We start from the raw sequence: 22,759 nt of genomic DNA, 5'->3' as shown, positions 1-22,759 counted from the left end.
GAGTACCCGCTACTTGCCGCCGGCCGCTTCGACCCTGATGGTCGGTTGCAGCTTGCCTTTTTCCACGAGTCCGACACCGAACGGGAACGACAGTTCCTGGTTGATGCCGAAGAAATCCTGCCCGATCCAGTGACCGGGACCGATATTGGGATCCTCAACCGGCAACGATCGCAGGGCCTCGGCAACCTTGGCCGTGTCCGAGATGGTACCGGCCTTGGCGATGGCTTTGGTTACCATGCGGGCGGCGGAGACCCACTGAAAGAACAGATTGTTTTCCGGCCGCTCGGCGCCGAGCAACTTCTTGTACTCGTCGGCGATCAATTGCACTTTCTCGTCGATGAGAACCGGCTCGTACCAATAGAAGTCCTTCAGCACCTCGTCGCCACCGGCGACGCGGGAGATTTCGGTGTATCCCGGACCGCCGAGACGTCCGATCGGTCCCTCAAAGCCAGCCTGACGCAATTGCTTCACGATGATGCCGGCGTCGCCAGGGGGCGATGAAGCGAGATCGACGGCGTCGGGCTTCGCGTTCATGATCCGGGTCACGATCGGCGCGAAATTGGTGGTGCCACGCTGATAGTATTCCTCGGAAGCGGTGATGCCGGTTCTCTTGTATGCGTCGGCGTCGACGCTCGCGATATCCGTGCCACCCTGGTCGTTCGGCGCGACCAGCACCACGCTCTTCATGCCGAACTTCTGCTTGGCGATCTTGATGATCGGCTCGGCCCAGCCCGAAGGACCCGGCCCCATGTGAAAGACCAGCGGCAACTGCGGCGATAGCGCATCCTTGGCGTAGCCGTTGCCCATCACCAGCATCGAATTGCGCTTGGCGATCGGCTTCACGCCGGTGAGCTCGGGCGAGCCGATCGGACCGATGATGAATTTAACGCCCTGCCCTGCCAGCGTGTTGGCTGCAGCGGCGGCGCCTTCGGCCGTGTACTTGCTGTCGATGGCAACGACGTTGACCTTGCATGGCGTCCCGTCGACCTTGATCAGGCCGTCCCGGTTGGCCTCGGCAGCGACGAGCTCGACCGCGCCGCGCAGCGCGAGGCCCCATTGCGCAGCGGGACCCGACAGAACGCCGACGACGCCGAGCGTCAATTCCTGTCCCGCCGCCATCACCGAAACATTCGAACTGGCCAGCGCAGCGCCGATGGCGATGCCGGACAACAGCAGATTTCTCCGCGTAGTGCTCATCACTCCCCCCGTAATTTGTTGCGGCTCATGCGCCGTCCACTTGTTGCGTGGAAACCCGAAGCGTTCCGCTCCGGGGCCGCGCGTATCGCTCGGCGCCGGGACGCTAGGCGCGCGGAGGTCGCCTTGTCAATGAAACGTTTCATGAAAAATAGGGCAGATCAGCTATGCTTGAGATGAGCCACCGCTCTCGACATGCAATAAATATGAATAATAATAGTAATTTACCCTGTCGATCGAACGATCCATCAGAACTCCAAACGACGCACCGCTACTGACACACCTATGCAATGAAACGTTCCACTTGAATCAACCTAGCCTGCCCGTTAGCTTCCGTGACCCGTCGCGGACAGAAGACGACGGCCAACGGGAGAAACTCGATGATGCGGGGCGCCGTGACGGCCGTGCTTGCCGTGCTTGCGATTCAGTGCAGCCAGGGAGCGCTAGCAGCCGAACCTCAGTTCAAGCTGCGGGCTTCGGTGGACACGTCGGCGACACACGGACGGACATTGTCTGCCGCCGACTACCTGAAGAAGCTGCAGGAAAAATCCGGCGGCCGGATCACGACCGAGCTGTTCCACAGCGGCCAGTTGTTTCGCGACCGCGACGTGGTGAAGGCGCTGCGTCAGGGCGCCGTCGAGATGGCGATCCCCGGCACCTGGGTGCTGACCGGCTTCGTCCCCGATGCAGACGTCTTCCAGCTGCCGGCATTTTTCGGGCAGCCCTACCCGGTGGTCTATGCTGCTGCCGACGGCAAGATCGGCGAGATCATCAACAAGCAATTCGAGAGCAAGCTCGATGTCAAATTGCTAGGCCCCTGGCTGCAGCTCGGATATCAAAACACCTACAGCACCAACAAGGCGATCCGCGACTTCGCCGATCAGGCCGGCATGAAGATCCGCAACTCCGGCGGTGCCGGACAATCGGCGCGAGCCAAGTTCTTCAATGCAACACCGAACGTCACAGCCTGGCCGGACGTTCCGCTGGCGCTCTCGCAAGGCACGTTCGACGGGCTGAGCTCGACCGATGAAAGCCTTGCCAGCGCAAAGCTCTGGGAATCCGGCGTGAAGTATGGCTTTGCGGATCGCGAATTCGTCGGGTTCTACGTGCCGATGATCAGCGAGAGCTTCTACAAGAAGCTGCCGCCGGATCTCCAGAAGCTGGTCGTCGATCTCTGGCAGGAGAACATCCAGGCCTACCGCAAGAGCATGGAAGAGGCTCAGACCGAGGCGCGCCACACGCTGGAGAAGAACGGCATCGTGTTCGTTTCGCCGTCCGAGAGCGCGCTCGCTGCGGTCCGCGCCAAGATGCTGCCTTTGCAGGACGGCATCGCGAAGGAGTTGCGGATTTCGCCCGCCTTGCTGCAGCAGGTGCAGGCGGATGTAACGACCGTCGGCCAATGATTGCCACCCCATGATGAAGATCTGGAACAGGCTTGAACTCCTGTTAATTGGAGTTCTTGGTGCCGCCGCACTTACGGTCGGGACCGCTCAGGTCATCGGCCGCTACGTGAACAAGAATTTCGCTTTCATCAATGGCGAGGAGGTCGTGGTCTATCTGACGGTCTGGGCGGTGTTTCTGGCGTCGAGCCAGTTGGTCCGGACCGATGGGCATGTCAGGCCCGACGTCGTCCTGCGACTGTTGCCGCCGCAAGGGCAAAGATGGGTCGAGGCATTCAACTGCTGTGTCGCGATCTTGTTTTGTGGCGGCCTGGCCTATTGCGGCTTCCAGGTTGCCGACGTCGCCCGCAGCCTCGACGAGCGCAGCATCACGGGCCTCGAATTCCCGATGTGGATCTACTACTCGGCCATCCTGACCGGCGCCGTGCTGATGCTGTTGCGCTACGTCATCAAGCTTTACTTGCTCGCCTTCCGCTTCGATCCCGCCACCATGGTCATCGCCGTTCACGATCACTGAGCGATCGGCGGCGACGTCAGCCGTCTTGATGACCGATCTGCCATCGGCAAACTGACCGTCGTGGTCCCGCATCGGGACGCTTCAGGTCCAGCAACAACGAGACCGACACGATGTGGACGATGCTTTTCCTGCTGATGTTCTTCGGGCTGCTCTGCGCGGGAATGCCGATCTTTCTGGTGTTGGGTCTCTGCGCGGCGGTCCTGTTCGGCTTCAGCGACCAGCCTCTGGTGGCGATCGCGCAGAAGATCGCCGATGAAATGAACTCCAGCACACTGATGGCCTTGCCGCTGTTCGTGATGGCCGCCGCATTCATGCGGCGCGGCGGCGTCGCCAAGGCGCTGGTCGATGTCGCGATCGCCTGGTTCGGACGATTGCGGGGCGCACTCGGTCTCGTGACGGTGGTGTCATGTACCTTGTTTGCCGCGATCTGCGGCTCCTCAGTTGCGACTGCGCTCGCCATGGGCACCATTCTGGTGCCGGCGATGATCGAGCGCGGCTATCCGCGTCATTTTGCGCTTGGCGTGGTCGGCGCTTCCGGCACGATCGGCATCGTGATTCCACCCAGCCTGTCGCTGATTCTTTACGGGCTGATCGCAGAGCAGTCCGTGCCGCGCCTGTTCCTGGCCGGCATCCTTCCCGGGCTGCTGCAGGCAGCGATGTTCTTCGGCTGGGTGTTCTACTACTCGCACAAATACGAGCTGCCGCGCGAACCGTCCGTGCCTCGCGCCGAACTGGTGCGGATGAGCCTCAATGCCCTGCCCGCGCTGTGCGTGCCTTTCATCGTGATGGTCGGAATCTACGGCGGCCTGATGACGGTCACCGAAGCAGCCGCGGTCTCGGCCACGGTGGCTCTTCTCGTCAGCCTGTTCTTCTATCGCGGCTTTAAGGTCAGCCAGACGCTCGAGGTGATCGCCGAGGCAATCAAGAGCGCCGCGACGATCATGATCATCGTCGCGACCGCTTTGGCGTTCGGCCACTGGATGACGGACTCGGGCATCCCGGCCTCGCTGGTGAAGTTCACGCTCGACAACCAGCTTCATCCCTGGCAATTCCTGCTCGCGATCAACGTGCTGCTGCTCGTGCTCGGATGCTTTCTCGAGGTCGCCGCCACGCTGCTGGTGGTGATGCCGATCCTTGCGCCTGCGCTGAAGCCGCTCGGAATCGATCCCGTCCATTTCGCGATCGTCTTCACCCACAACATGGAGATCGCGCTGGTTCATCCCCCGGTCGGACTGAACCTCTACGTGCTGGCCACGATTTCGACGGCGCCGGTCACCGAAGTGGTGCGCGGCGTTCTGCCGTTCCTCGGCCTGCTGCTGCTGTGCCTTGCAATCATCACCTATGTCCCACAGCTTTCGCTCTGGCTGCCCAATCTGGTCTATGGCGCGGGCTAGCAACGCGGATCGTCTCGACGGAGAGCTCGAGCATGTCATCGAAATCGATCCATTGGGCCGGCGAATTCTCCACGCTCGCGCTCCGCTACGGCAACAGGCCGGCTGTCGTCGACGCCGCCGGCACGACGTCCTATGCGGAGTTGTTCGCCAAAGCCGCCGGCGTTGCGGATGCCCTGATGCAGGCCGGGATCGAGCCGACAGATGCCGTGGCTACATTGTTCCGCAACAGCGCCGACGCCGTTGCGGCCACTTTCGGCGTCATGCTGGCGGGCGCCGTCGAAGTCCCGATCAACCCTGCGCTGAGCAGCGACGAACGCGCTTACTGCCTCGCGGTCGCCAACGCTCGCCTGTTGATCACCGGCGCGGCCCTCGCGACCGAAAAGGCCGCCGGCAGTCCGAACATCATCGAGGTCGAAAGGATCGAACGGACCGCGTTGGATCCGGCCGCCTTCCTGCAGGTCGACGGCGACGCGCCGGCGCGTATCGTCTTCACCTCTGGTACCACCGGACGCCCGAAAGGCGCGGTTCACAGCCAGATCGGCCGCTGGACGGCCAACATATTGCTGCGGGCGAACCTGCCGTTCCGCCCGGATGCCGGCAGCAACGTCCTGCTGATGACGCCATTCTCGCACGGCTCCTCGTTGATGACGCATGCCTATCTGTCGTCGGGTGCGGCCGTGACACTGCTCGACGGCGTCGACCCGCCGCGCGTACTTGATATCCTTGCACGCGGCGCATGCGATGCGATGTTTGCGCCGCCGACCGTGCTGGCAAAGATCGTGGCTGCCGCGGGCACGCGCCAGTTCTCGTCGCTGCGCACGATCTTCTGCGGCACGGCCGTGCTGAAGCCCACGCTCTACGCGCGCGTCAAGGAGATGTTCGGCCCCGTGGTGCGGGTGACCTATGGCAAGAGCGAGGTATTCAATCCGATCACAGTGCTTGAAGCCGAGGAGACCGAGTCCTGGTATGCATCCGGAGGCGAGGACGCCTGCGTCGGCTGGCCCGCTCCCGGTGTTGAGATCGTTATCCGCGGCGAGGACGGCCGGCCGGCCGCCATGGGCGATGGCGGCGAAGTCCTGATCCGCGCGCAACATCTGATGGCCGGATATCGCACCGCCGAGGGTTTCGTCCGATTGGCACCGAATGAATTCCACGAAACCGGCGATCTCGGCTATCTCGATGCACGCGGCCGGCTGCACCTCACCGGCCGTAGCGCCGACGTCATCAAGTCGGGCGGCTACAAAGTAGCGCCGGAAGAGGTCGAACGGTTGCTTGCGCCGGCGCTGCAGCCATCGGAAGTCGCGGTGGTCGGCATTCCCTCGGACTATTGGGGCGAGGTCATTCTTGCAGCGGTGGAAAATCCCGCACCAGGCTGGGAGGAGCGCATCAATCGCGTGGTGCCGAACATGACCGACTACAAGCGTCCGCGCCTGCTGATTGCCCTCGACGAATTGCCGCGCAACGGAATCGGCAAGATCCTCCGCGGCGCCATTCGCACCGACGTGCTGTCCCGGTTCCGCATCACCGAAGGGCCGCGGCCGCGGCTCGAAAAGCGCTCCTAGTTCAGCGCGAGCGACGAAGCCGAGTTCGCGTTGCAAGCGCAGAGAATGTGGCCGCATTACGGGCACTTTACTCCGGCCGAACGCACAGCACGCCGTTTTCACGAGAACGGCACCGTCCAGCGAACGAGAAGGCTTACGTAGCGCCCCAATCGACGACCTGTCGCCATTACGTGGCGTTTGCCCCAATAGTTGGAGTCGTGATCGCCGCCCTTGGCCTTATTTCGTGGCTCATCGGACGAGTCTGCTGCGACATCCTCTCCGGTGATTGACACAGCCTGGTTCAGGACTCCTATCATCGGGACGCTGCCCTGCATTATCGCTGGATCAATCTGTCAGAGATATCGGGCGGGGTGTTGCGCGCACGCAAACGGACCGCGGCGCGGGGCTGGTATGCGTCGGGGCCTCCCACTTCGTTCCGCTACGGGACAGAAGCCCGATAGTGACTCTTCCTTTTGGCTCGACAAGCGCTGCAGGCCCGCGCTTCGCTCTCGGTCGTCTTCGAGCTCGCCCCAGTTCCATGCGAAGATAGTCATCTATCCACCGACGCGTTGCGCCGGGACGTGATCTGCAATGCATAATGCGCGTCACGAAAGTTCCAAACTCGCCTAACGCCAAGCGTCTCTCGCCCTTGCCGTGAGCAGCCCGCGTTTGGCGCCGCCTGTTGCAGCCAAGTTACAGCAATTCCGCACGTGTCTGATAGGCGATGAACTTGGGGCTGGGCTAGTACAAGAAAGTTGGAATGAAAAAGATGAAGAAAATTCTGCTTGTCACCGCCAGCATGATCGCGCTCGGCGCGGTCGCGCCCGCTTCCGCGGCTGATCTCGCGCCTCAGCCCTACACCAAGGCTCCGCCCTATGTTGCTCCGACCCCGATCTACAACTGGACCGGGTTCTACATCGGTGGTCACGTCGGTGGTGCGTTCGGTGGCAACGACAACGTCCTCGCCCCCGGCTTCGGCGGTGGCAACGACGGTGTGTTCATGGGCGGCGTGCAGGCTGGCTATGATTACCAGTTCGCGCCGAGCTGGGTGCTGGGTCTTGAAGCCAACTATAGTTTTCTGGATACCAGTTCGAGCTTCGCCAATCGTGGCCTCGGTTCGGTAACCGGCCGCCTCGGCTACACTTGGGGTCCGGCGCTGCTTTACGTCAAGGGCGGCTATGCCTGGGCTGACACGCGCTTCTCGAACGGCTTCGGCGGCGACGGCGGCCGTGACGGCTACACCGTCGGTGCCGGTCTCGAATACATGTTTACCCAGAACTGGTCGGGCAAGCTCGAATACCAGTACTATGACTTCGGCACCGTCAACGTGTCCGATTCTCTCGGCTTTATCGGCAGCTTCCGCAACGACCAGCACACCATCAAGGCGGGCTTGAACTACAGGTTCAACCTGGGCGGCCCGGCCGTCGCCAGGTACTGATCGCTCGCTTAACTCCAAGCGACATGAGAGCTCCGGGCCAAACAAAGGCCCGGAGCTTTTTCGTTGAAACGGTGGTTTCTCCCGGATTGGAAGCCTCTAGCGCGGTCGATTGACGCACGTTGACGAACTGATCCGTGACGACATGACGCACGACGATCAATGCGTCATGGAACTGACCTCCAAGGGACGATGGCAGCTAACGCTCATCGGGCTGATGGAGCGCGAACAGGAGGCCGGTTGCGAGCGGTTCGGCCGGGGCTGGTTATTTGGACAGGCCGGTCGGATTTGCCGCGTGGGCGCCGCGCGCTGCGAAGCTTCAGCGCCGATGCCTGATCTGCACGGCCTTCAGATAGTCGGCAACCTGCTCAGCCCAATCGGCGGGTGGCGCCACGCCTGTAACTTGCGGGCTGCGACCGCAGCCAACGCAGATCGGCTGAGTGTCCTGATCGCTCTCGAAGCTATAGGCATCCGCGCCGTCGGTAATCACGCACGGCGTCATGTCGGAGCGCTTGCGGTCACAGCGTTTCATCATGGCCTCCGTTCCCCGGCGAGTGCTAGCCGACACACTTTGCGAGTCCAGTGCTGGATCATGAGTCGCCCACCACCGCCGAGGAGAATGCAAAGTGAAACGCATTCGATGGAACAGCAACACACGTGGGTGTTTTGGTTGTTGATTGATTATGATGCAATCGTGACCATGGAACCGGTGCTGTTGGCACGGACTGCACATCCCATCACGAAGCGATTCTGATCTCATTGCGCACATCGGATCGACCGAGCACGCGCATCGGCTCGGCCAATCCGAAAATACTGGCAAAGACGGCTCCGGCGCGGCCCTCAGACAGCACGTCGGGGCCGTCGCTTGTGTCAGCGGAGCTTGCGAGATGGGCGACAGCCGTGAAGTGCCATTGTCGGATATGCACGCGCGCGTGTTGACGCGGCGTTGCGGCGCTCAATAGCTTTGCCGGTTGGGGTGGCTTGATGCGCGGTGATGGCGATGTCGAGAATAGAAGTGAGCGCGGAAGAGAAGGAATTGATTCTAATGCTGCGCGAATGGAAACGCGACGTGCGCGGATTTGGGTCGTCCGAGGTTTTGATTTCACGCCAGCATGGACGCGGATGGGAAATCAGGCTTGCGCTTAACGCGGATCAAGTGTCGTCCATCGGACTGAGCTTCGGCCTGGCTTGGAATGCACTGGCGGCAACACAGTTGGGTGCCGCACGATAGGACGACCTGCGTTGTGCATGAACCATGATACAAGCAGGACAGCGGAACCAGTTGCGTTGGCACAAAGTGCACTTCCATCCAAGGCCGAGTGTGATCTGATCATCACTCGGATCAGCCGAGCCCCACAGCGCATCAAACTCGGATAGGCCGAAGCACTGGCGAAGACAGCTTCGACGTTGAAGCCCCTCAGACTCACGTCGGAGCCGTCGAAAAAGGTGGCGCCAATGAAAAATCGAACAGGCACCGAATGGGCCATCATCGCCGCTGAATGCTGGCTCGCAGTGGTCGCGGTGGCGATCTTGCTGATCGCGCTACACCCGGAAGTTGGCTGATGGCGACACGCGCGGCTGTCGGGATCTAAGGGACGATTTTGGTTAGGGCTGGTGCCCAAGCGCATGACGCAAGTCGAGATTCGTCGTCGCCTTCAGGACGATCGCCGCAGACGAGCGAGCGGAGCATCGCCGCCCCTCGGGCCAGCGCCTTGACCGCGTCTACCGCCCAGGAAGCAGAGAGACGGACCACGCGGCCGGCATGCTTCAACGAGCAACCGTAGACGGAGATTCACGAGTTGCGCTGTTGGGCGCGTCATTCGACTGTTCGGCGGCAACGACGGAACGAATCTCGTCGATCCGTCGACACGCGCGGATCGCACACTCTCTCAACTCATCGATCGATTGCGTTTCTGCCCGTGTCTTTTCGATCGCTTCGATTTGCGAATTGAGGGCTGCAAGTTCTGCCTGGAGCAGCTCAAGCAACGATTGGTTGGAACCAACCGCCCTTTCCACTTTTTTTGCCCGCATTGTCATCCCCAAATACGGTTGTACGTTCGTGACAACGATTCGTGGCGTCATTATGAATCCGAATTCCCCCAGCTTGGACTGGGGCCTCGCGTCACCGCAAAAACGCTGCCGAGCTGATCGTTCATTGCGTGACGCGCAATTTCGTCCGGGACCTTGAGCACGACTCATCGGCGATGGTCGAACCTCGAACGAGAACGCCCCTGATCGTGTTCTCGTATTTATCGCGACTGCAAATGCACGGCCTTTGCCAAGGCTCGCGCCGCCTCTTCCGGAGAAGCCTTGTCCGTATCGCCGTCGACCATAAGGTTAGCGGCGCGCATAGCCTCAACAGGCACCGAGCCGACAAGCGGAACAAGTGCTCGCTTCAGCCGCGCATCGGCGGCGCGCTTTGGCGCGATGAGGATCAGCGCATCATAGGAAGGTATCGCATGCTTCGGGTCAGCCAGCACGAGCAGATCAAGCGCCGCGATACGCCCGTCGCTGGAGAACGCGGAGATGACATCGGCCTCGCCGGCCTCGAGAGCATGATACATGATCGTTGGATTGTACGAGCGTCGCGTTCTGAACGACAGACCATAGGCATCCTTAAGCGAGCGCCATTCCGGTCGGCCCAAAAACTCAAGGTCATCGCCGATGGTGAGTTGAGGTGCAACACGAGCAAGATCGGCAATCGAGGTGACGTTTAATTCCTGCGCTCTCTCCCGTTTCATCGCGAGAACGTAGGCATTTTCGAAACCAAGCGCACCGAGTACCGTGACACCCTGCTCCGCTTTCATCCAGCGGACGATCTCCGCCTGCATCTCCTCGCGCCGTGGCATATCGGTGCGACCGATAACGTTGCGCCAGAGCGTGCCGGAGTAATCGACGTAAGCATCAATGTCATTGTGAGCCAGCGCGCGAAAGGCGATAGCCGAACCGAGCCCGTCCTTACGCGTTACGCCGACCCCTTCGGCCTTCAGCCGGTCACCCATCAGGTCCGCCAGAATGAACTGTTCGGAGAAGCTCTTCGCGCCGATGACATAGGTTGCGGCCTCGTTCGAGAGCAGCGGCGCGAAACCGGCGAGCGTGCCGAGAGCAAGCCCGGCGATACCGAACACCACACGCTTCCTGCTGCGTTCAGACGCCCCTGTCTCCACGAGACCGAGACAGAAGTCGGTGATCAGAGCAAGCCCGGCCGCGGCGATGCAGCCGAACAGCACGGAAACCCAGTTCTCGGTTTGCAACCCCGTAAAAATGTAATTGCCAAGGCTGGTTTGGCCGACGGGCGTGGAAAGCGTGGCTGCTCCAATCGTCCATACAGCTGCAGTCCGCACCCCGGCCATGATGACAGGCGTGGCGAGCGGCGCCTTGACGCGTGTCAGAATCTGCTGAGGCGTCATGCCAGCGCCTTCGGCCGCTTCGACGACGGCTGGACTGACGCCGTTCAAGCCAACCACACTGTTGCGCAAAATCGGAAGCATGGCATAGAGCGTCAATGCGATCAGCGTCGGCAAGAATCCCAGCGCGGGGATGCCGAAGCCGAAGAGCCGTGCCGTCAATGTCGAGAGCGCAAGGAGCAACGGATAGAACAGTGCGAGCAACGCAAGTCCCGGTATGGTCTGGATCAAGCTGGCGATGGCAAGCACCAGCCGGCGTAGCCATGGTCGTTCCGCTGCGAGGGCAGCCAGCGGCAGGCTGACGAGCAGTCCAAGCGCCAGCGCCGTGGCGCAGAGTACAATATGTGGTGTAAGATAGGTAGGGAGCAGGCGCCAGGCGTCGAACAAAGCGTCTAATCGGGCACTGGAAAGCAGCTCTGCGCCGGCATCAGGCACGGGCAGATCCGTTCTTGGTCGCAAGCGCGGCGATGCGCTCCGCTTGACGTCGCGGCACTTCCATCAAGGCGGTCACGTCCGGATCGTCAGAACCAGAGCCCATCATCAGAGTATGCGGCGTATCGTCGGCGAGTACGCGGCCGTTCTTCATGACGACGATTCGATCAGCCATCAGCGCAGCTTCCTGGATGTCATGGGTCACCATCAGGGTCGTCATGCCGAACCGGTCGTGCAGCTCGCGGTAGGAAGAACCCAGGCTGTCGCGGGTGACAGGATCGAGCGCACCCAGCGGCTCGTCCATCAGAACAATGCGCGGTCGGGCGGCGATTGCACGCGCGACGCCAACCCGTTGGCGCTGACCTCCGGACAGCATGTGCGGAAAGCGGCTGGCGTAATCCTGCGGCAAGTCCACCATATCCAGCATCTCGGCCACCCGCGATTCGATCTCGTTCGCCTGCCAGCCACGCAATTTGAGTGTCACGGCAATGTTGTCGGCAACTCGCATGTGTGGAAACAAACCGATCCCCTGAAAGACATAGCCGATGCTCCGCCGCAGCATCGGCGGTTCGGCTTTGCTTACAGGCACTCCGTCGATCCTGACTTCTCCAACGTCAGGATCGACCAGTCGATTGATGGTCTTCAGCAGCGTGGTCTTGCCGGATCCCGAGCCGCCCACGAGCGCGACCAGTGACCCCTGCTGTACGTCGAGCGATACGTTGGAAACAGCAACACTCCGCCCCCCATCGTAGGATTTCGATACAGCATCGATCTCGATATACGGCACGGAATTAGACGGATTCGAAATCGGCGAAGCTGTCATGAACAGGGCCTCCCTGTGGACTGCAGAACTGCCAGAAAATGAGCAAGCAGGCGTCAGGGCATGATCCACTTGGATGCACAGGTCCCTGGGTCACACCCACGCCCATCTTCGGAAGGCGAACCCGTCACGGCTCCAACGCGACCTGCAGGCCGTCGTCGCCCTCAACATGGACATAACGGGGTCCGATCGGACGCCCCCTGCCGCTGGCAACAGTGACAATGTCTTCCAGGGGAGCGGCGCGCGCATCCGCCTCAGGCCGGGACAACATCAGATCGGCGTGAAACAGCCCTTCCGACTCAAGACCGGTAGCATCGATGCCAAGAGCCGCCAGGCTGGCCAAGCAACTTTCAAACTCCTCAGCATCGCGAAAACGACGCTGGATGAAAGTCGCGCCGGCAAGACGCTCCGTCACAAGGCCACGCTTCGCGAATGTCGCGGCTAGAGAATCGAACGGGAACATTCGTAGCACGAACGAAATGATCCATGGACGCTTCTCCGTCGCATCGAGAATCTTGCTGAACGTCTTCTCGGTGACGTAGCCGATGCACCCAGTCGACATGATGACATCCGCGGATCGGACAAGATGCGCGCTGCCCGCCGAGAGCGCCTCCGTTTCAAGATCTGCGACAATGCCCTGCTCAAGCAGACCTACACCCGTCGCATACCTTATCGCCGGCGCCGATACATCGAGACCGATAAATCGCGCGAGACCGACATCCGGCCAAGCCGAATAAAAATTGCGATCGAGGCGCACCAATGTCTCAGAACCGATCGCCCTCATCTCGCGTCGGGCGTAGCGATGGCGCAAGCCCCCGAAAGTCAGTGGAAACCGATGCACCGCTGCGTTGATTCCGTATGAACAGCCAACATCAAGTACGGTCGGCTTGACGCCGGTTTCTGAAACCTTCGCTGCCAGAATTTGGCGCACAACCGGCTCGGCCACGTCCGGGATCATGTAATCCAAATCTCCGAGGACAGAGAAATACGCCCTGGGATCATCCAGGGCATAAATATCATCGAAGACGGCCTTGGACTGATTGATGCGCGAAAAATGTGTTTGCAACCCGGTCTCCTATTTCAACTTGCAAGCCACTCGACGGCTGCTGCGTTCAAGTGCTTGATGCCTTATTGCAGAGATTGACCGACGCACAAACCTATTGCGCTTTTTTCAACCTCGCTTCGTGGAACTGCGCTGAGCACTGATGCGCACGCGCGTATAACGCCGCCTCCTTTTCGAGACCATCGCCGGTTGGGGCGGCTTGATCTGCGGTCAGGATGATGTCGAAAATGCCAGTCGCTCCGGCAGAGAAAGGGATCAACTCTGGTGCTGCACGAATCAAAGCGTGCGGGCAGCCGGCCCCGATGGTCGACAATGCTGGTCAGGCACGGACGCGACGGTTGGGAAATCACGCTCACGTTGCGTGCCCGGTGGCGCCAGTCGCGGCACCGAAGAACATCTCGCAGAAGCATGGAACGCACTCGCGCCAGCACAGTTGCCGACAACAGGTTGAGACCGCGCCAATAGGAAGGCCGCTCAGATGGGAATGATTGGCCCGCGTAGTTGGCCGATGGATCGAACTCGGCCTACGGACAAAGGCGCGCTGGAGCAGTTCCTCGGCAACGGCAACTCACGCACGTGGTTTGGGGGCCATGTTAGAAAATGCGCCAAGCCGCCACGCCGAGGATGAACCAAGCTTGAAGCTGATTTGGTGGAACAGCAACTCGCGCATACGCACAGGGCTATTGACGGTTTGCATCGCTCGCGAGGCCGATGTTCGGAACTTTGTCGGTTCCGCTGCAACGATGAGACTCTGACAGCGCTGAACGGACCGGGCTCCTCGCACGGTATCGTCAGCGAGATTGAGCGTTTCCAAGCGTCTCGAACACCGTCTGCTGCCACCAATCACCTTCGATTTGATCAAGTACGGCGAGATCGAGCATCGGCCGCAAGGCGCTGTCCTTGGGCAGTACGATCGCATAGCTCTCGCTGCTGAAGCTGGTATCGACGACGCGAGCCGAGGCCGAGAAGTCGCTGCGAACCATCCAGGTCAGCAACGGCTTGTCATGAACAAAGGCATCGATTGTCCCACGCCCCAGCGCGGAGAGGCCGCCTTGGATGTCCGGAAACGTTCGAAACGAAAGCCGCTGACGAGCGAGGTAGTCGGTCGTCGCGGAGTTCGCGACCGCGCCGACGCGCACGGAACGCAGGTCGTTGAAGCCGTGAACGGCGCCCTCGAGCCCTCTGCGCGTCAGGGTGGAGGTGATACCGGCGGTGAACACCGCAATCGCGATCACGGAAGCGATCATCCATCCCATTGCGACGATCCTGCCGGGGAGCGTTGTCGGCGCATTCTGAGCGGCTCCGGCTTGCGTCATGGCGATGGTCGACCACCAGAAGCTGGAGCCGAGTCCCTTGGCGCCGCCACCGAAGTGCTCCGTTTTGCGCCGTTCCAGCATCCAGATCAGAAATCCGACCGCCATTGCGAAACCAAGCAGCACCGCGACGGCCTGGAAGAATCCGAAAGAGAGAAGCGCCCGTCCGATCGCGACCCAGGGGTTTTCGTTGACCGGTACCGCAACGCCGAGCCCGGTGTTGTAGAACGGCTGCGTAAAATCGACTTTGCGCGCACGCTCGGCGGTCACTGTGACCGCCGCGACGCCAACATCGAATCTGCCGTTTGCGACGCCGTCCAGCAAATCCGGCACGCTCTGGGTTTCGACCAGGCGAAAACGTAGGTGTGCCTGGTCGGCGATCCTTTTCCAGAGCGCGATGCTCATACCGCTCCAACTCCCATCCGGCTGCTTGATGGCAAATGGAGGGGCCTGCTTGGTCGCCACGACTAATTCCTTGTCGGGCGCCGCGGCCGCTTGGGCGTGAAGGGCGCCGCAGCCGAACGCGGCCACCGCCAGCGCCAAGATGCATAACCAGACCGGTCGAATCGACGTCCGCTTGCGTTGCGAGATTGGATCTCCCCGCCTGGCGCTGTGGGCAGCCATCTCACACGACACCCCTCCCAAGTCACGGTCGTGCAGAGCTGACGGGAAAGCCTCGAATGAACTCATTGCTCACCTCGATGCATACCGGGATTGCCGGCCGGAGCTTCGCTACTCTCTTGGCAGCATTCGTCACACGCCTGTCCGTCAAAACAATGGCGAAGGAGTCTTCGGCCATGTCCGGAGGGCCAACTAACCTCAGGTTGAATTCCACAACGCAGACGCTCGATTGTCGACGTTGCGAGTGACGGCATCGCTTCTCTCGATTCAACAAAATCGCAAGCATCGGCATGAGCTGCGAGGCAGCGACAAATGACACCATAACGCTCAGGATGCGAGAGTTTCGGCACCATCGAGGCGTTCGCGAAGACACCTGATGGCGTGCGCATGGTCTTTACGAAGAATGGAGCCCGGTTGGATGCTGAAGCCTCGCTTGCGGTTTTGGCAGTGGGTTGGGTCGCAGACACGAAGCGGCTGAACGTCGCGGTTGAGCCTACCCCACCTACAGAGGGATCTTGGCCCGGGCTGCGGTGATGGCGGCAGGACAGCTCGGCTTGAGCATAGGCTGGCAAGCGCACCGGTTCGAGAATGTATCGCCTGCGACCCGCCAGTCGGGAGAGGTCGGGGAGCGTCGGTGACCTTCACGGTCGCCCGTCGCAAGGGAGATTTCCGCAAATCTCGGCAAGTATCGAGACGTTCGAACGGCCCACGGACACGGGCTAGCCGTCCCGACCAGTAAGCCGATCCTGGTCAACCCACAGCACTGAGAACCATCCAATCCCTGCAGTCGGGCAGCACCCCGCGACGGGCAGAACGGCTAATCCGTTTTGTTCGCGGTGATATCCCTTTCAGCGACGAACACGGTAGCCACCGCAACGAAAACGCTAGGCAATGGCGGCATTGGCGGGGTTATGAAGTCCATGCCATTGAATTTGCTTGGGATATCCCTCCTGCCGGGATCGCCACGTCATTTCCCGCTCCAGTGTTTTCAATAGGTTGAGCCTCAATTTGGAAGTCGAGCTTGTTCAGAAGGCGCAGCCTCATGAAGACTGGAACGAAAGCAAAGCGTCGAAAGCCAAGAGAGCCAGTGACGGTCCTTTGGCGCCCGTTCGCGCCGCGTCATGCGCACGACTCGGCCAGCCCGTCATGTGCACGTCGACATGCGTGTGAGTGACAAGGTCATCGCCTGTGGTCGCGCTTTTTTCCGGATCACGAACGGACCCGAAGTTTGACGATCATTGTGAACCACCCCACAGCCCGCATGCGGCCGAAGTGATAAAAGGCATTTTAGACATTGGACAAGACCGCTGACGGTCTCCGGCGGTCCGAGAACCGCAGGTTTGTTGATTTTCTCTCCAAGACAGGGTTCCATTCCGGCTCCATTGAGCCGAGGTCGTGCAATGCCTGCCGGAGCTGTCGCGAGGGAGCAAGCCGCCCACACGCCAAAATGGGTGAATGCACGCCTCCGGTCTCAGGAGTGGTCAAACAACCCCCGCGCGGACGCCCGGACCGCGGCGGTGCTGCTTATCGACATTGCCGGCTTCACAGCGAAGACCGACCGCGCTGCCGGCGACGGCGCTGAAAGCCTTACCTACTTCATCAACGATTGCTTTGCGATACTGGCCGACGTGATTGATTCAGAGGGAGGCGACATCGTCGCTTTCGCCGGCGACGCCATTCTCGCGATTTGGGTCGATCCGGACGCTGCCGTCGCTACCGCGCAGGCCGTGCGCTGCGGCCTTGCGCTGCGACAGGCCATGACCGCCGGGCCGGGCCGAGAAGCGATCAGTGCGCGTACGGCGGTGGAAACCGGCGAAGTGTTCTTCTGCAGGCTCGGCGGCTGGCAGGACAAATGGCACTATGTTGCAGCCGGAGAACCCTTTTACAGCATCGGCCTCGCCTATCAGAAAGCCGCGATCGGCGACATCGCGTTGTGTGCAAACGCCGCGCGGCTGTTGACGGGCTCGTGCGAACTCGAGCCCATGCCCTATGGAGCACGGCTCCTTGGAATGAACTCGCCTGATGCCGTCGCACCGATAGACCGCACCATCTTCGGAAGCCACACGGGCAAGGCCGATGCCAGCGACTGGGTCGGCGAGTTTCGCACGCTCACAGTGGCGCGGGTCGGCCTCCCCGATTTCAATTTCGATGATGATTTCTTGACGAGACTGCAGGCCTTCGTCGTTGACGTCCAGCAAATCGCCGAACGGCTCGAGGGAACCGTTCATCAGGTCCTGATGGACGACAAGGGCCTGACTCTTACGCTCGTCTTCGGATTGGCTCCGCTTGCCCACGAAGACGATCCCTTCAGGGCAGTCGAGGCGTGTCTGCGCCTCCGTCGCCAGCTGGAAGCGAAGGCCATTCCGATTTCTGTCGGCCTGGCGACCGGCCGCCTGTTCTGCAGCAATTATGGCGGCCTCCATCAAAGGACGTTCGGGATTTTTGGGCAGGCGATCAATGTCGCCGCGCATTTCGCCGAGGCCGCACAGGGCGACATCGTCTGCGACGCCACGACGGCCCAGGCCGTCGGGCGCAGGATCGTGTTCAATCTGCTGCCACATCTCCAGGTCAAGGGGACGGGCGCATCGATGTTGGCGTTCAGTCCGGCGGCAGTGACCGACGATTTCCATGCTCCACCCCGGCGCACCATCATCGACCGCATCAGCGAAACCGCGATGCTCAGGAGCTGTCTCGACGGTCTGAAGACGGGAACCGGTAAGCTCGTCCTCATTGCAGGCGAAGCCGGCATCGGAAAATCGCGCCTACTCGAAGACTTCATCGGATCGGCGCAGGCCGACAATCACGCCGTCCTGGTTGCAAATGCCACGGCGATCGAAAGATCGACGCCCTATTTCGTGTGGCGCGCCGTATTGCGGCAGATCTTGCAGTTTGAAGGACCGGGCGACGGACCGCGGGTTCGACGCGAATTGTCGGAAGCGCTGCTCGAAAACGAGTCGCTGCTGAATTGGCTTCCGCTGCTCGAAGAAGTCATTCCACTGGGATTTTCCGAATTCGCCTTCACCGAACAGATCGTCGGCTCGGCTCGCGCGAGCGCGATCGAAGAACTCGTGATCTTCATCCTTCGCCGATCGAGCGTTCGCATCCTCCTGATGGAGGACGTCCACTGGTTCGACGGCCCCTCGATCGAACTGCTTGGCGCCGTCGCGCGCCGGCTTTCGGACTTCCTGATCGTGGTTACTCAGCGGACCCAGACGACAGCGATCGCAGAGCAGCGTCTTGTCGTCGAACTCGCCTCATCGCTGCAGTTGCGGCTCGACCGGCTGTCGCGCGACGACGTGCGGCTGCTGGTGAAGCGGCGCCTGAGATCGTCCGAGGTTCCGCCGGAACTGGTGCGATATGTCTACGGTCATGCCAGCGGAAATCCGTTCTTCAGCGAGGAGCTCGCGCTCGCGCTCAGGGACACCGGAAAGATTCAGGTTACGCGGGGGATATGTTCGTTCGATGAACAGAGCCTTGCCGATTCCAGTATCTCGCTCTCGACCAGCGTTGAACGCGCAATCGTCAGCCGGATCGACCTGCTATCGCTCGACGACCAGCTGGTGCTCAAGGCCGCCAGCGCAGTCGGCGACGCCTTCTCCTCCGAGCTGCTGGATCAAATCGTCCCGGAGTTGTCCGCTGCCACCAAGGCGGAATGCATCCGCCGATTGATCGAATTCGACTTCCTGCAACTCGATCGCGATACGCGGCCACTTTCCTTTGTGTTTAGGCACTCCATAACGATGGAGGTTGCCTATCATGTCTTGTCTTTTGCGCAGCGAAAAACCCTCCATCGGCGGATTGCCGGCTTCATCGAGCAGCATCACGCCGAGGAGCTGCAACCGAATTATGCGCGCCTGGCAAGGCATCTCGAGCTTGGCGGCGAGCCGTTGCGGGCGATCACTTACCTCGAGCTTGCGGCGCAACAGTCGCGCAACAACTCGGCAAATCGCGAAGCGATCCGTTACGTGGAGAAGCTATTCGATCTCACGCAGCGCGAAGCAATCCAGATCGGACGCAGCCGCAAGGCGGCTTGGGAGGTCATCCTCGGTGACGCTTGTCACGAATTGTCGGACTACGAGAGCTCCGCCAACCACTACCACCGCGCGATGGAGTTGCTTGGTCATCGTCTTCCGGCGAGCAAGACCGAACGAATCGGCGCGCTTGTTCGCAACGCCGCAACCCAGTTGAGGTTACGGTACACTTCGTCGAAACAAGTGGCCCTGGCTGAGCAGGACAGGTCCGACATGCAGCGCGTCGCTCATATGCACGAATTTCTGTCGGAGCAGTATTTCTACCAGAATGACTCGCTGGCCGTGCTCAACGGAACGCTAGCCTCGTTGAACCTGGCCGAAAAATGCGGCGCGATCCCGGAGACGATTCGAGGATACAGCGCGCTGGCGCTCGGAATGGGGATGTCCGGCATGGTGGGGATCGGCCGCAGCTACGCAGCGCGCGCGATCCAACTTGCGGAAGATTACGGCTCGCTGCCCGAGATCGCGCGGGTCCGACTCGTGCTCGGCGTTCTCTCTTATGGCCTCGCCGAATGGGACAATGCCGAGGCGCATGGCGAACATGCAAGACGTTGTTACGAGCGCCTGGGAGACCGAAAGCGTGCGCAGAACAGCGAGACGATGTTGATCTTCATCGCGCTGTTGCGGGGATATATTTCGCTCGCCGACGAGCGGCTTGCCAGGCTGTTCGCGGAACTCTCCGACGATTCCCCGCCGCAGATCCGCGCTTGGAGTCTTTCCTTACGGGCGTTGATCGACATCACCCGGGGCGGGGCCGATACCGGATGCCTCGACAAACTGAAAGCGCTGGCGGGCCAGCGGTTGATCCGCACCGAACAATTGCTTTGCACGGGCGTGGCCGCGGCCGGCTATCTCGAGCGCGGCGAGGCCGCGGTCGCCCTTGAGCTTGCGGAACGGGGACTTCCAATCCTGCGCGAATGCGGCGTTGTGTGGGGCGGATATGCCTTCGGGCCGGCAGGAATCGCCGATGTCTTACTGAGCCATTGGGAGCAAGCTTCCGGCGCGGTCTCTTCGAACATTCAAAGCCAGGCGAAGCTGGCGTGCCGGGAGCTTTCCCGGCTCGCTCGAACATCGCCGATCTGCCGTCTCTACAGTCTGTTAATGAACGGCCGATTGTGCTTCCTGACCGGTCAACCGGCGCGGGCGCTCGAGAATTGGAAGCGCGCCGCCGAAGTGGCCGAGCTGCTGCAAACCCCCCGCGAGCAGGCGCAGGCGATCTATCGAATCGGCCTTGCGACCAGCGCGAGCGATCCTGAGCGTGAGTCTCGCCTGCGGCAGGCGGCCGACATCTTTGAACGCCTCGGCGCCGCCAAGGAGCTCGCCGAACTGAAACGTGTCCATCCATCGCCGTCGTCGCAATGGAGACAGGCTTGAGCCCGCGCCGCATCATCATCGTGGGCGGCGGAATGGCAGGACTTTCCGCCGCCTATCAGCTCAGCCTTACATCGGAATTGCGCAAGCAATATCACGTCACGGTCTATCAGCTGGGATGGCGGCTCGGAGGCAAGTGCGCCAGCGGGCGCGATGCGCAGGGCCGCAACATCGAGCATGGCCTGCATATCTGGTTCGGCCACTACCTGAACGCTTTCCAGATGTTGGCCGAGGTTTACCGAGACTTGCCGCGGAAGGGAGCGAAAGTCGATTTGAACACCTTGATTCTCCCACAGGGTTACACGCCGATCGGCGATCCCGATGGGGCCAAGCCGACCGTGTATGACGTCAACTTCCCGACATCGAAGAAAGTCGGTATACCCGGCAGAGAACCGGCTGACCTCAGCATCGCCAATTGTCTGTCGCACGCGATAGGGCTGTTGATCAACTTCCACGACTATGCGCTCGGGTCAGACTCGCCGATCGTCAAGCTCGACAAAGTTTCGATCGAAACGATCAAAATGCGTGACGACCCGCGGTTTCCCCCCTCAAGACTACTCGGTGTGGTGACGGCAAGAACCTGTCTGGAGATTGCCTCGGCATGGCTGTTGCATCTCGACGAAGACATGATCTCGTTTGGCCTCGCGGACATGGAATTAGTCCGCCGGGTGCTTCAGGGCGCTGCCGGCGCCAGTTGTCATATGACCTTTGCGAATACCGCAGCCGGTCACTTGTTCGACCAGGCCTTGCGACTAGCGTGGCCGCTGGTGGACGGCATTTTCGACGACATCGTGATTGAGCAACGATCCATCCAGCAGATGGACGGCGAGGACTTTCGCCGCTGGTTGGTTCGTCATGGCGCCGAGCCCTCACTGGTCAAGCAGTCGCCAATGGTGAGAGCGCTCTACGACACGATGTTTCAGTATCCGGACGGAGACATCGCCAACGCGAGCTACGGAGCAGGAACCGCGGTCCAGGTCCTGCTTCGAGCACTCGGAACCTATCAAGGAGCCGTGGCGTGGGAGCTGCAGGCCGGTGCAGGCGAAGTGATCGTCGCTCCCCTGTTCGAGATACTCAAGCAGCGAGACGTCGAGTTTCGGTTCTTTCACAAACTGACCGACATCAGGGTCTCGTCGGATGGGCGATCTGTCGATTCACTGCACTTTGACGTGCAGGCGATACCGAAGTCCGGCTATGAATGGACCGTGCCGATTGGCGATGGACTGTTCGGCTGGAGCAGCCAACCCGACTGGCTTCACCTCGACGTGCCCCCGAACGGCTGCGTTGATTTTGAATCGTTCTGGTGCAACGAGCGGGTCGGCACCGACGTAAAGACACGCGTCGACGATTTCGACGATGTCGTCCTGGCGATACCGCTCGGCGCTTTCAAGAAGTTCACGGGCAACAAGAGTGTCGAGCGACCGCCCGGACCAGGCCTATCTGGCATTGAAGCAAAGCACGAGCCGTTCGACGACCTTTACAACTACAGCACCGGCTTCTGGAATATGGCGGCAAAGCTTCGCCTGGTGCCCAGCATCGCAGTTCAGCTCTGGAGCACGCGCTCGCTTGCCGACCTCGGCTGGTCCGGACAAAAGCCCGCGCTGGTGTCAGGCCCCAATCCTCTCGACATCTGGGCGGACATGTCCCAGTTCCTGCGGTATGAGCGCCGCGACCCTCCCTACTCGCTTCACTACCTCTGTGACGTCTTCCCTTCGAAATTGTACGCAGCGCCGCGGACAAGCCGGCATGCCCAGGAGATGGCAAATCTGCTCGCCTATCTCAAGACGCTGGATTGGCTCGAGCACAAGGCCAAGTTCATCTGGCCGAAGGTGATGACGAACGGTGCGTTTGACTGGACCGTGCTTTACGACGATCAGGATCGCCACGGCTATCGCCGGATCAGGGCGCAGCACGTCAAAGCCAATATCAGTCCCTGGGACTGCTGTGTCGCGACCGCGGCCGGCACCAGCGCCTGGCGCCTGAAGACCGACGAGTCCGGCTTCAAGCACCTGTACCTCGCCGGAACCTGGATCGACACCGGCTTCAACACCGAATGCGTTGAAACAGCCGTGATCTCGGGAATGCAGGCGGCGCGCGCGATCACCGGCGCAGAGCTCGAAATTCCCGGCGAGCGTTTCCTTCACGCTACCCGACAATTTGTGTCTCTCTGTGATGTTATGCGCCGCTGCGCGCCCGCTCCCGCTGAATGAGGATCGGCCG

The 22,759-nt window shown here is 61.0% G+C and carries 15 protein-coding genes; 8 read left to right on the top strand and 7 right to left on the bottom strand.

The window, feature by feature from the left end; all coding sequences use genetic code 11:
• Positions 1-9 precede the first annotated feature (9 nt).
• Entirely contained in the window at positions 10-1,197 is a 1,188-nt protein-coding gene (locus tag ACVIYL_RS16195) for an ABC transporter substrate-binding protein (RefSeq protein ID WP_225158779.1), read from the bottom strand.
• 377 nt (positions 1,198-1,574) lie between these two features.
• On the opposite strand from ACVIYL_RS16195, the gene dctP reads away from it, so the two are divergent.
• From dctP to ACVIYL_RS16170, 5 genes are all read left to right on the top strand, one after another.
• Positions 1,575-2,597 (top strand): TRAP transporter substrate-binding protein DctP, encoded by a 1,023-nt coding sequence (gene dctP, locus ACVIYL_RS16190; protein WP_456779125.1) that lies wholly within the window; start codon positions 1,575-1,577, stop codon positions 2,595-2,597.
• Between the two features lie 10 nt (positions 2,598-2,607).
• Positions 2,608-3,111 (top strand): TRAP transporter small permease, encoded by a 504-nt coding sequence (locus ACVIYL_RS16185; RefSeq protein ID WP_456779124.1) that lies wholly within the window; start codon positions 2,608-2,610, stop codon positions 3,109-3,111.
• Between the two features lie 110 nt (positions 3,112-3,221).
• Entirely contained in the window at positions 3,222-4,505 is a 1,284-nt protein-coding gene (locus tag ACVIYL_RS16180; protein WP_229188887.1) for a TRAP transporter large permease, read from the top strand.
• Between the two features lie 32 nt (positions 4,506-4,537).
• A complete protein-coding gene (locus ACVIYL_RS16175; RefSeq protein ID WP_456779123.1) occupies positions 4,538-6,067 on the top strand; it encodes a class I adenylate-forming enzyme family protein in 1,530 nt (509 codons plus the stop codon).
• 748 nt (positions 6,068-6,815) lie between these two features.
• Positions 6,816-7,484: an outer membrane protein gene (locus tag ACVIYL_RS16170; RefSeq protein WP_057017476.1), complete on the top strand. Its 669-nt coding sequence runs from the start codon at positions 6,816-6,818 to the stop codon at positions 7,482-7,484.
• 316 nt (positions 7,485-7,800) lie between these two features.
• Here ACVIYL_RS16170 and ACVIYL_RS16165 read toward each other — a convergent pair whose 3' ends face one another.
• Positions 7,801-8,013, bottom strand: coding sequence for a hypothetical protein (locus ACVIYL_RS16165; protein ID WP_456779122.1), 213 nt, complete (start codon positions 8,011-8,013; stop codon positions 7,801-7,803).
• Between the two features lie 462 nt (positions 8,014-8,475).
• On the opposite strand from ACVIYL_RS16165, the gene ACVIYL_RS16160 reads away from it, so the two are divergent.
• Positions 8,476-8,712, top strand: coding sequence for a hypothetical protein (locus ACVIYL_RS16160; RefSeq protein ID WP_283068412.1), 237 nt, complete (start codon positions 8,476-8,478; stop codon positions 8,710-8,712).
• A gap of 536 nt (positions 8,713-9,248) precedes the next feature.
• On the opposite strand, the gene ACVIYL_RS16155 is transcribed toward ACVIYL_RS16160, so the two are convergent.
• The 5 genes from ACVIYL_RS16155 to ACVIYL_RS16135 all read right to left on the bottom strand — a co-directional run bounded on the left by ACVIYL_RS16155 (position 9,249) and on the right by ACVIYL_RS16135 (position 15,059).
• On the bottom strand, positions 9,249-9,512 hold the full coding sequence (locus ACVIYL_RS16155) for a hypothetical protein (RefSeq protein ID WP_456779121.1): 264 nt from the start codon (positions 9,510-9,512) through the stop codon (positions 9,249-9,251).
• A 218-nt stretch (positions 9,513-9,730) separates the two neighbouring features.
• Positions 9,731-11,275 (bottom strand): ABC transporter permease/substrate-binding protein, encoded by a 1,545-nt coding sequence (locus tag ACVIYL_RS16150; protein WP_456781838.1) that lies wholly within the window; start codon positions 11,273-11,275, stop codon positions 9,731-9,733.
• Positions 11,276-11,315: 40 nt separating this feature from the next.
• Positions 11,316-12,143 carry an ATP-binding cassette domain-containing protein gene (locus tag ACVIYL_RS16145; protein WP_456779120.1) on the bottom strand — a complete coding sequence of 276 codons (828 nt, stop codon included), beginning with the start codon at positions 12,141-12,143 and terminating at the stop codon, positions 11,316-11,318.
• Positions 12,144-12,267: 124 nt separating this feature from the next.
• On the bottom strand, positions 12,268-13,206 hold the full coding sequence (locus tag ACVIYL_RS16140) for a class I SAM-dependent methyltransferase (protein WP_456779119.1): 939 nt from the start codon (positions 13,204-13,206) through the stop codon (positions 12,268-12,270).
• A 788-nt stretch (positions 13,207-13,994) separates the two neighbouring features.
• Positions 13,995-15,059, bottom strand: a complete 1,065-nt coding sequence (locus ACVIYL_RS16135; protein ID WP_057017474.1) for a transporter substrate-binding domain-containing protein — start codon at positions 15,057-15,059, stop codon at positions 13,995-13,997.
• Between the two features lie 1,595 nt (positions 15,060-16,654).
• On the opposite strand from ACVIYL_RS16135, the gene ACVIYL_RS16130 reads away from it, so the two are divergent.
• On the top strand, positions 16,655-20,542 hold the full coding sequence (locus ACVIYL_RS16130) for an AAA family ATPase (RefSeq protein ID WP_456779118.1): 3,888 nt from the start codon (positions 16,655-16,657) through the stop codon (positions 20,540-20,542).
• Positions 20,539-22,749: an NAD(P)-binding protein gene (locus ACVIYL_RS16125; RefSeq protein WP_456779117.1), complete on the top strand. Its 2,211-nt coding sequence runs from the start codon at positions 20,539-20,541 to the stop codon at positions 22,747-22,749. The genes ACVIYL_RS16130 and ACVIYL_RS16125 overlap by 4 nt, the downstream gene beginning before the upstream one ends.
• Positions 22,750-22,759: the final 10 nt, after the last annotated feature.

This window comes from Bradyrhizobium sp. USDA 3315, from assembly GCF_054056795.1.
The sequence above is the reverse complement of the archived record's forward strand: the minus strand, read 5'-3'. Positions and strand labels throughout refer to the sequence as shown.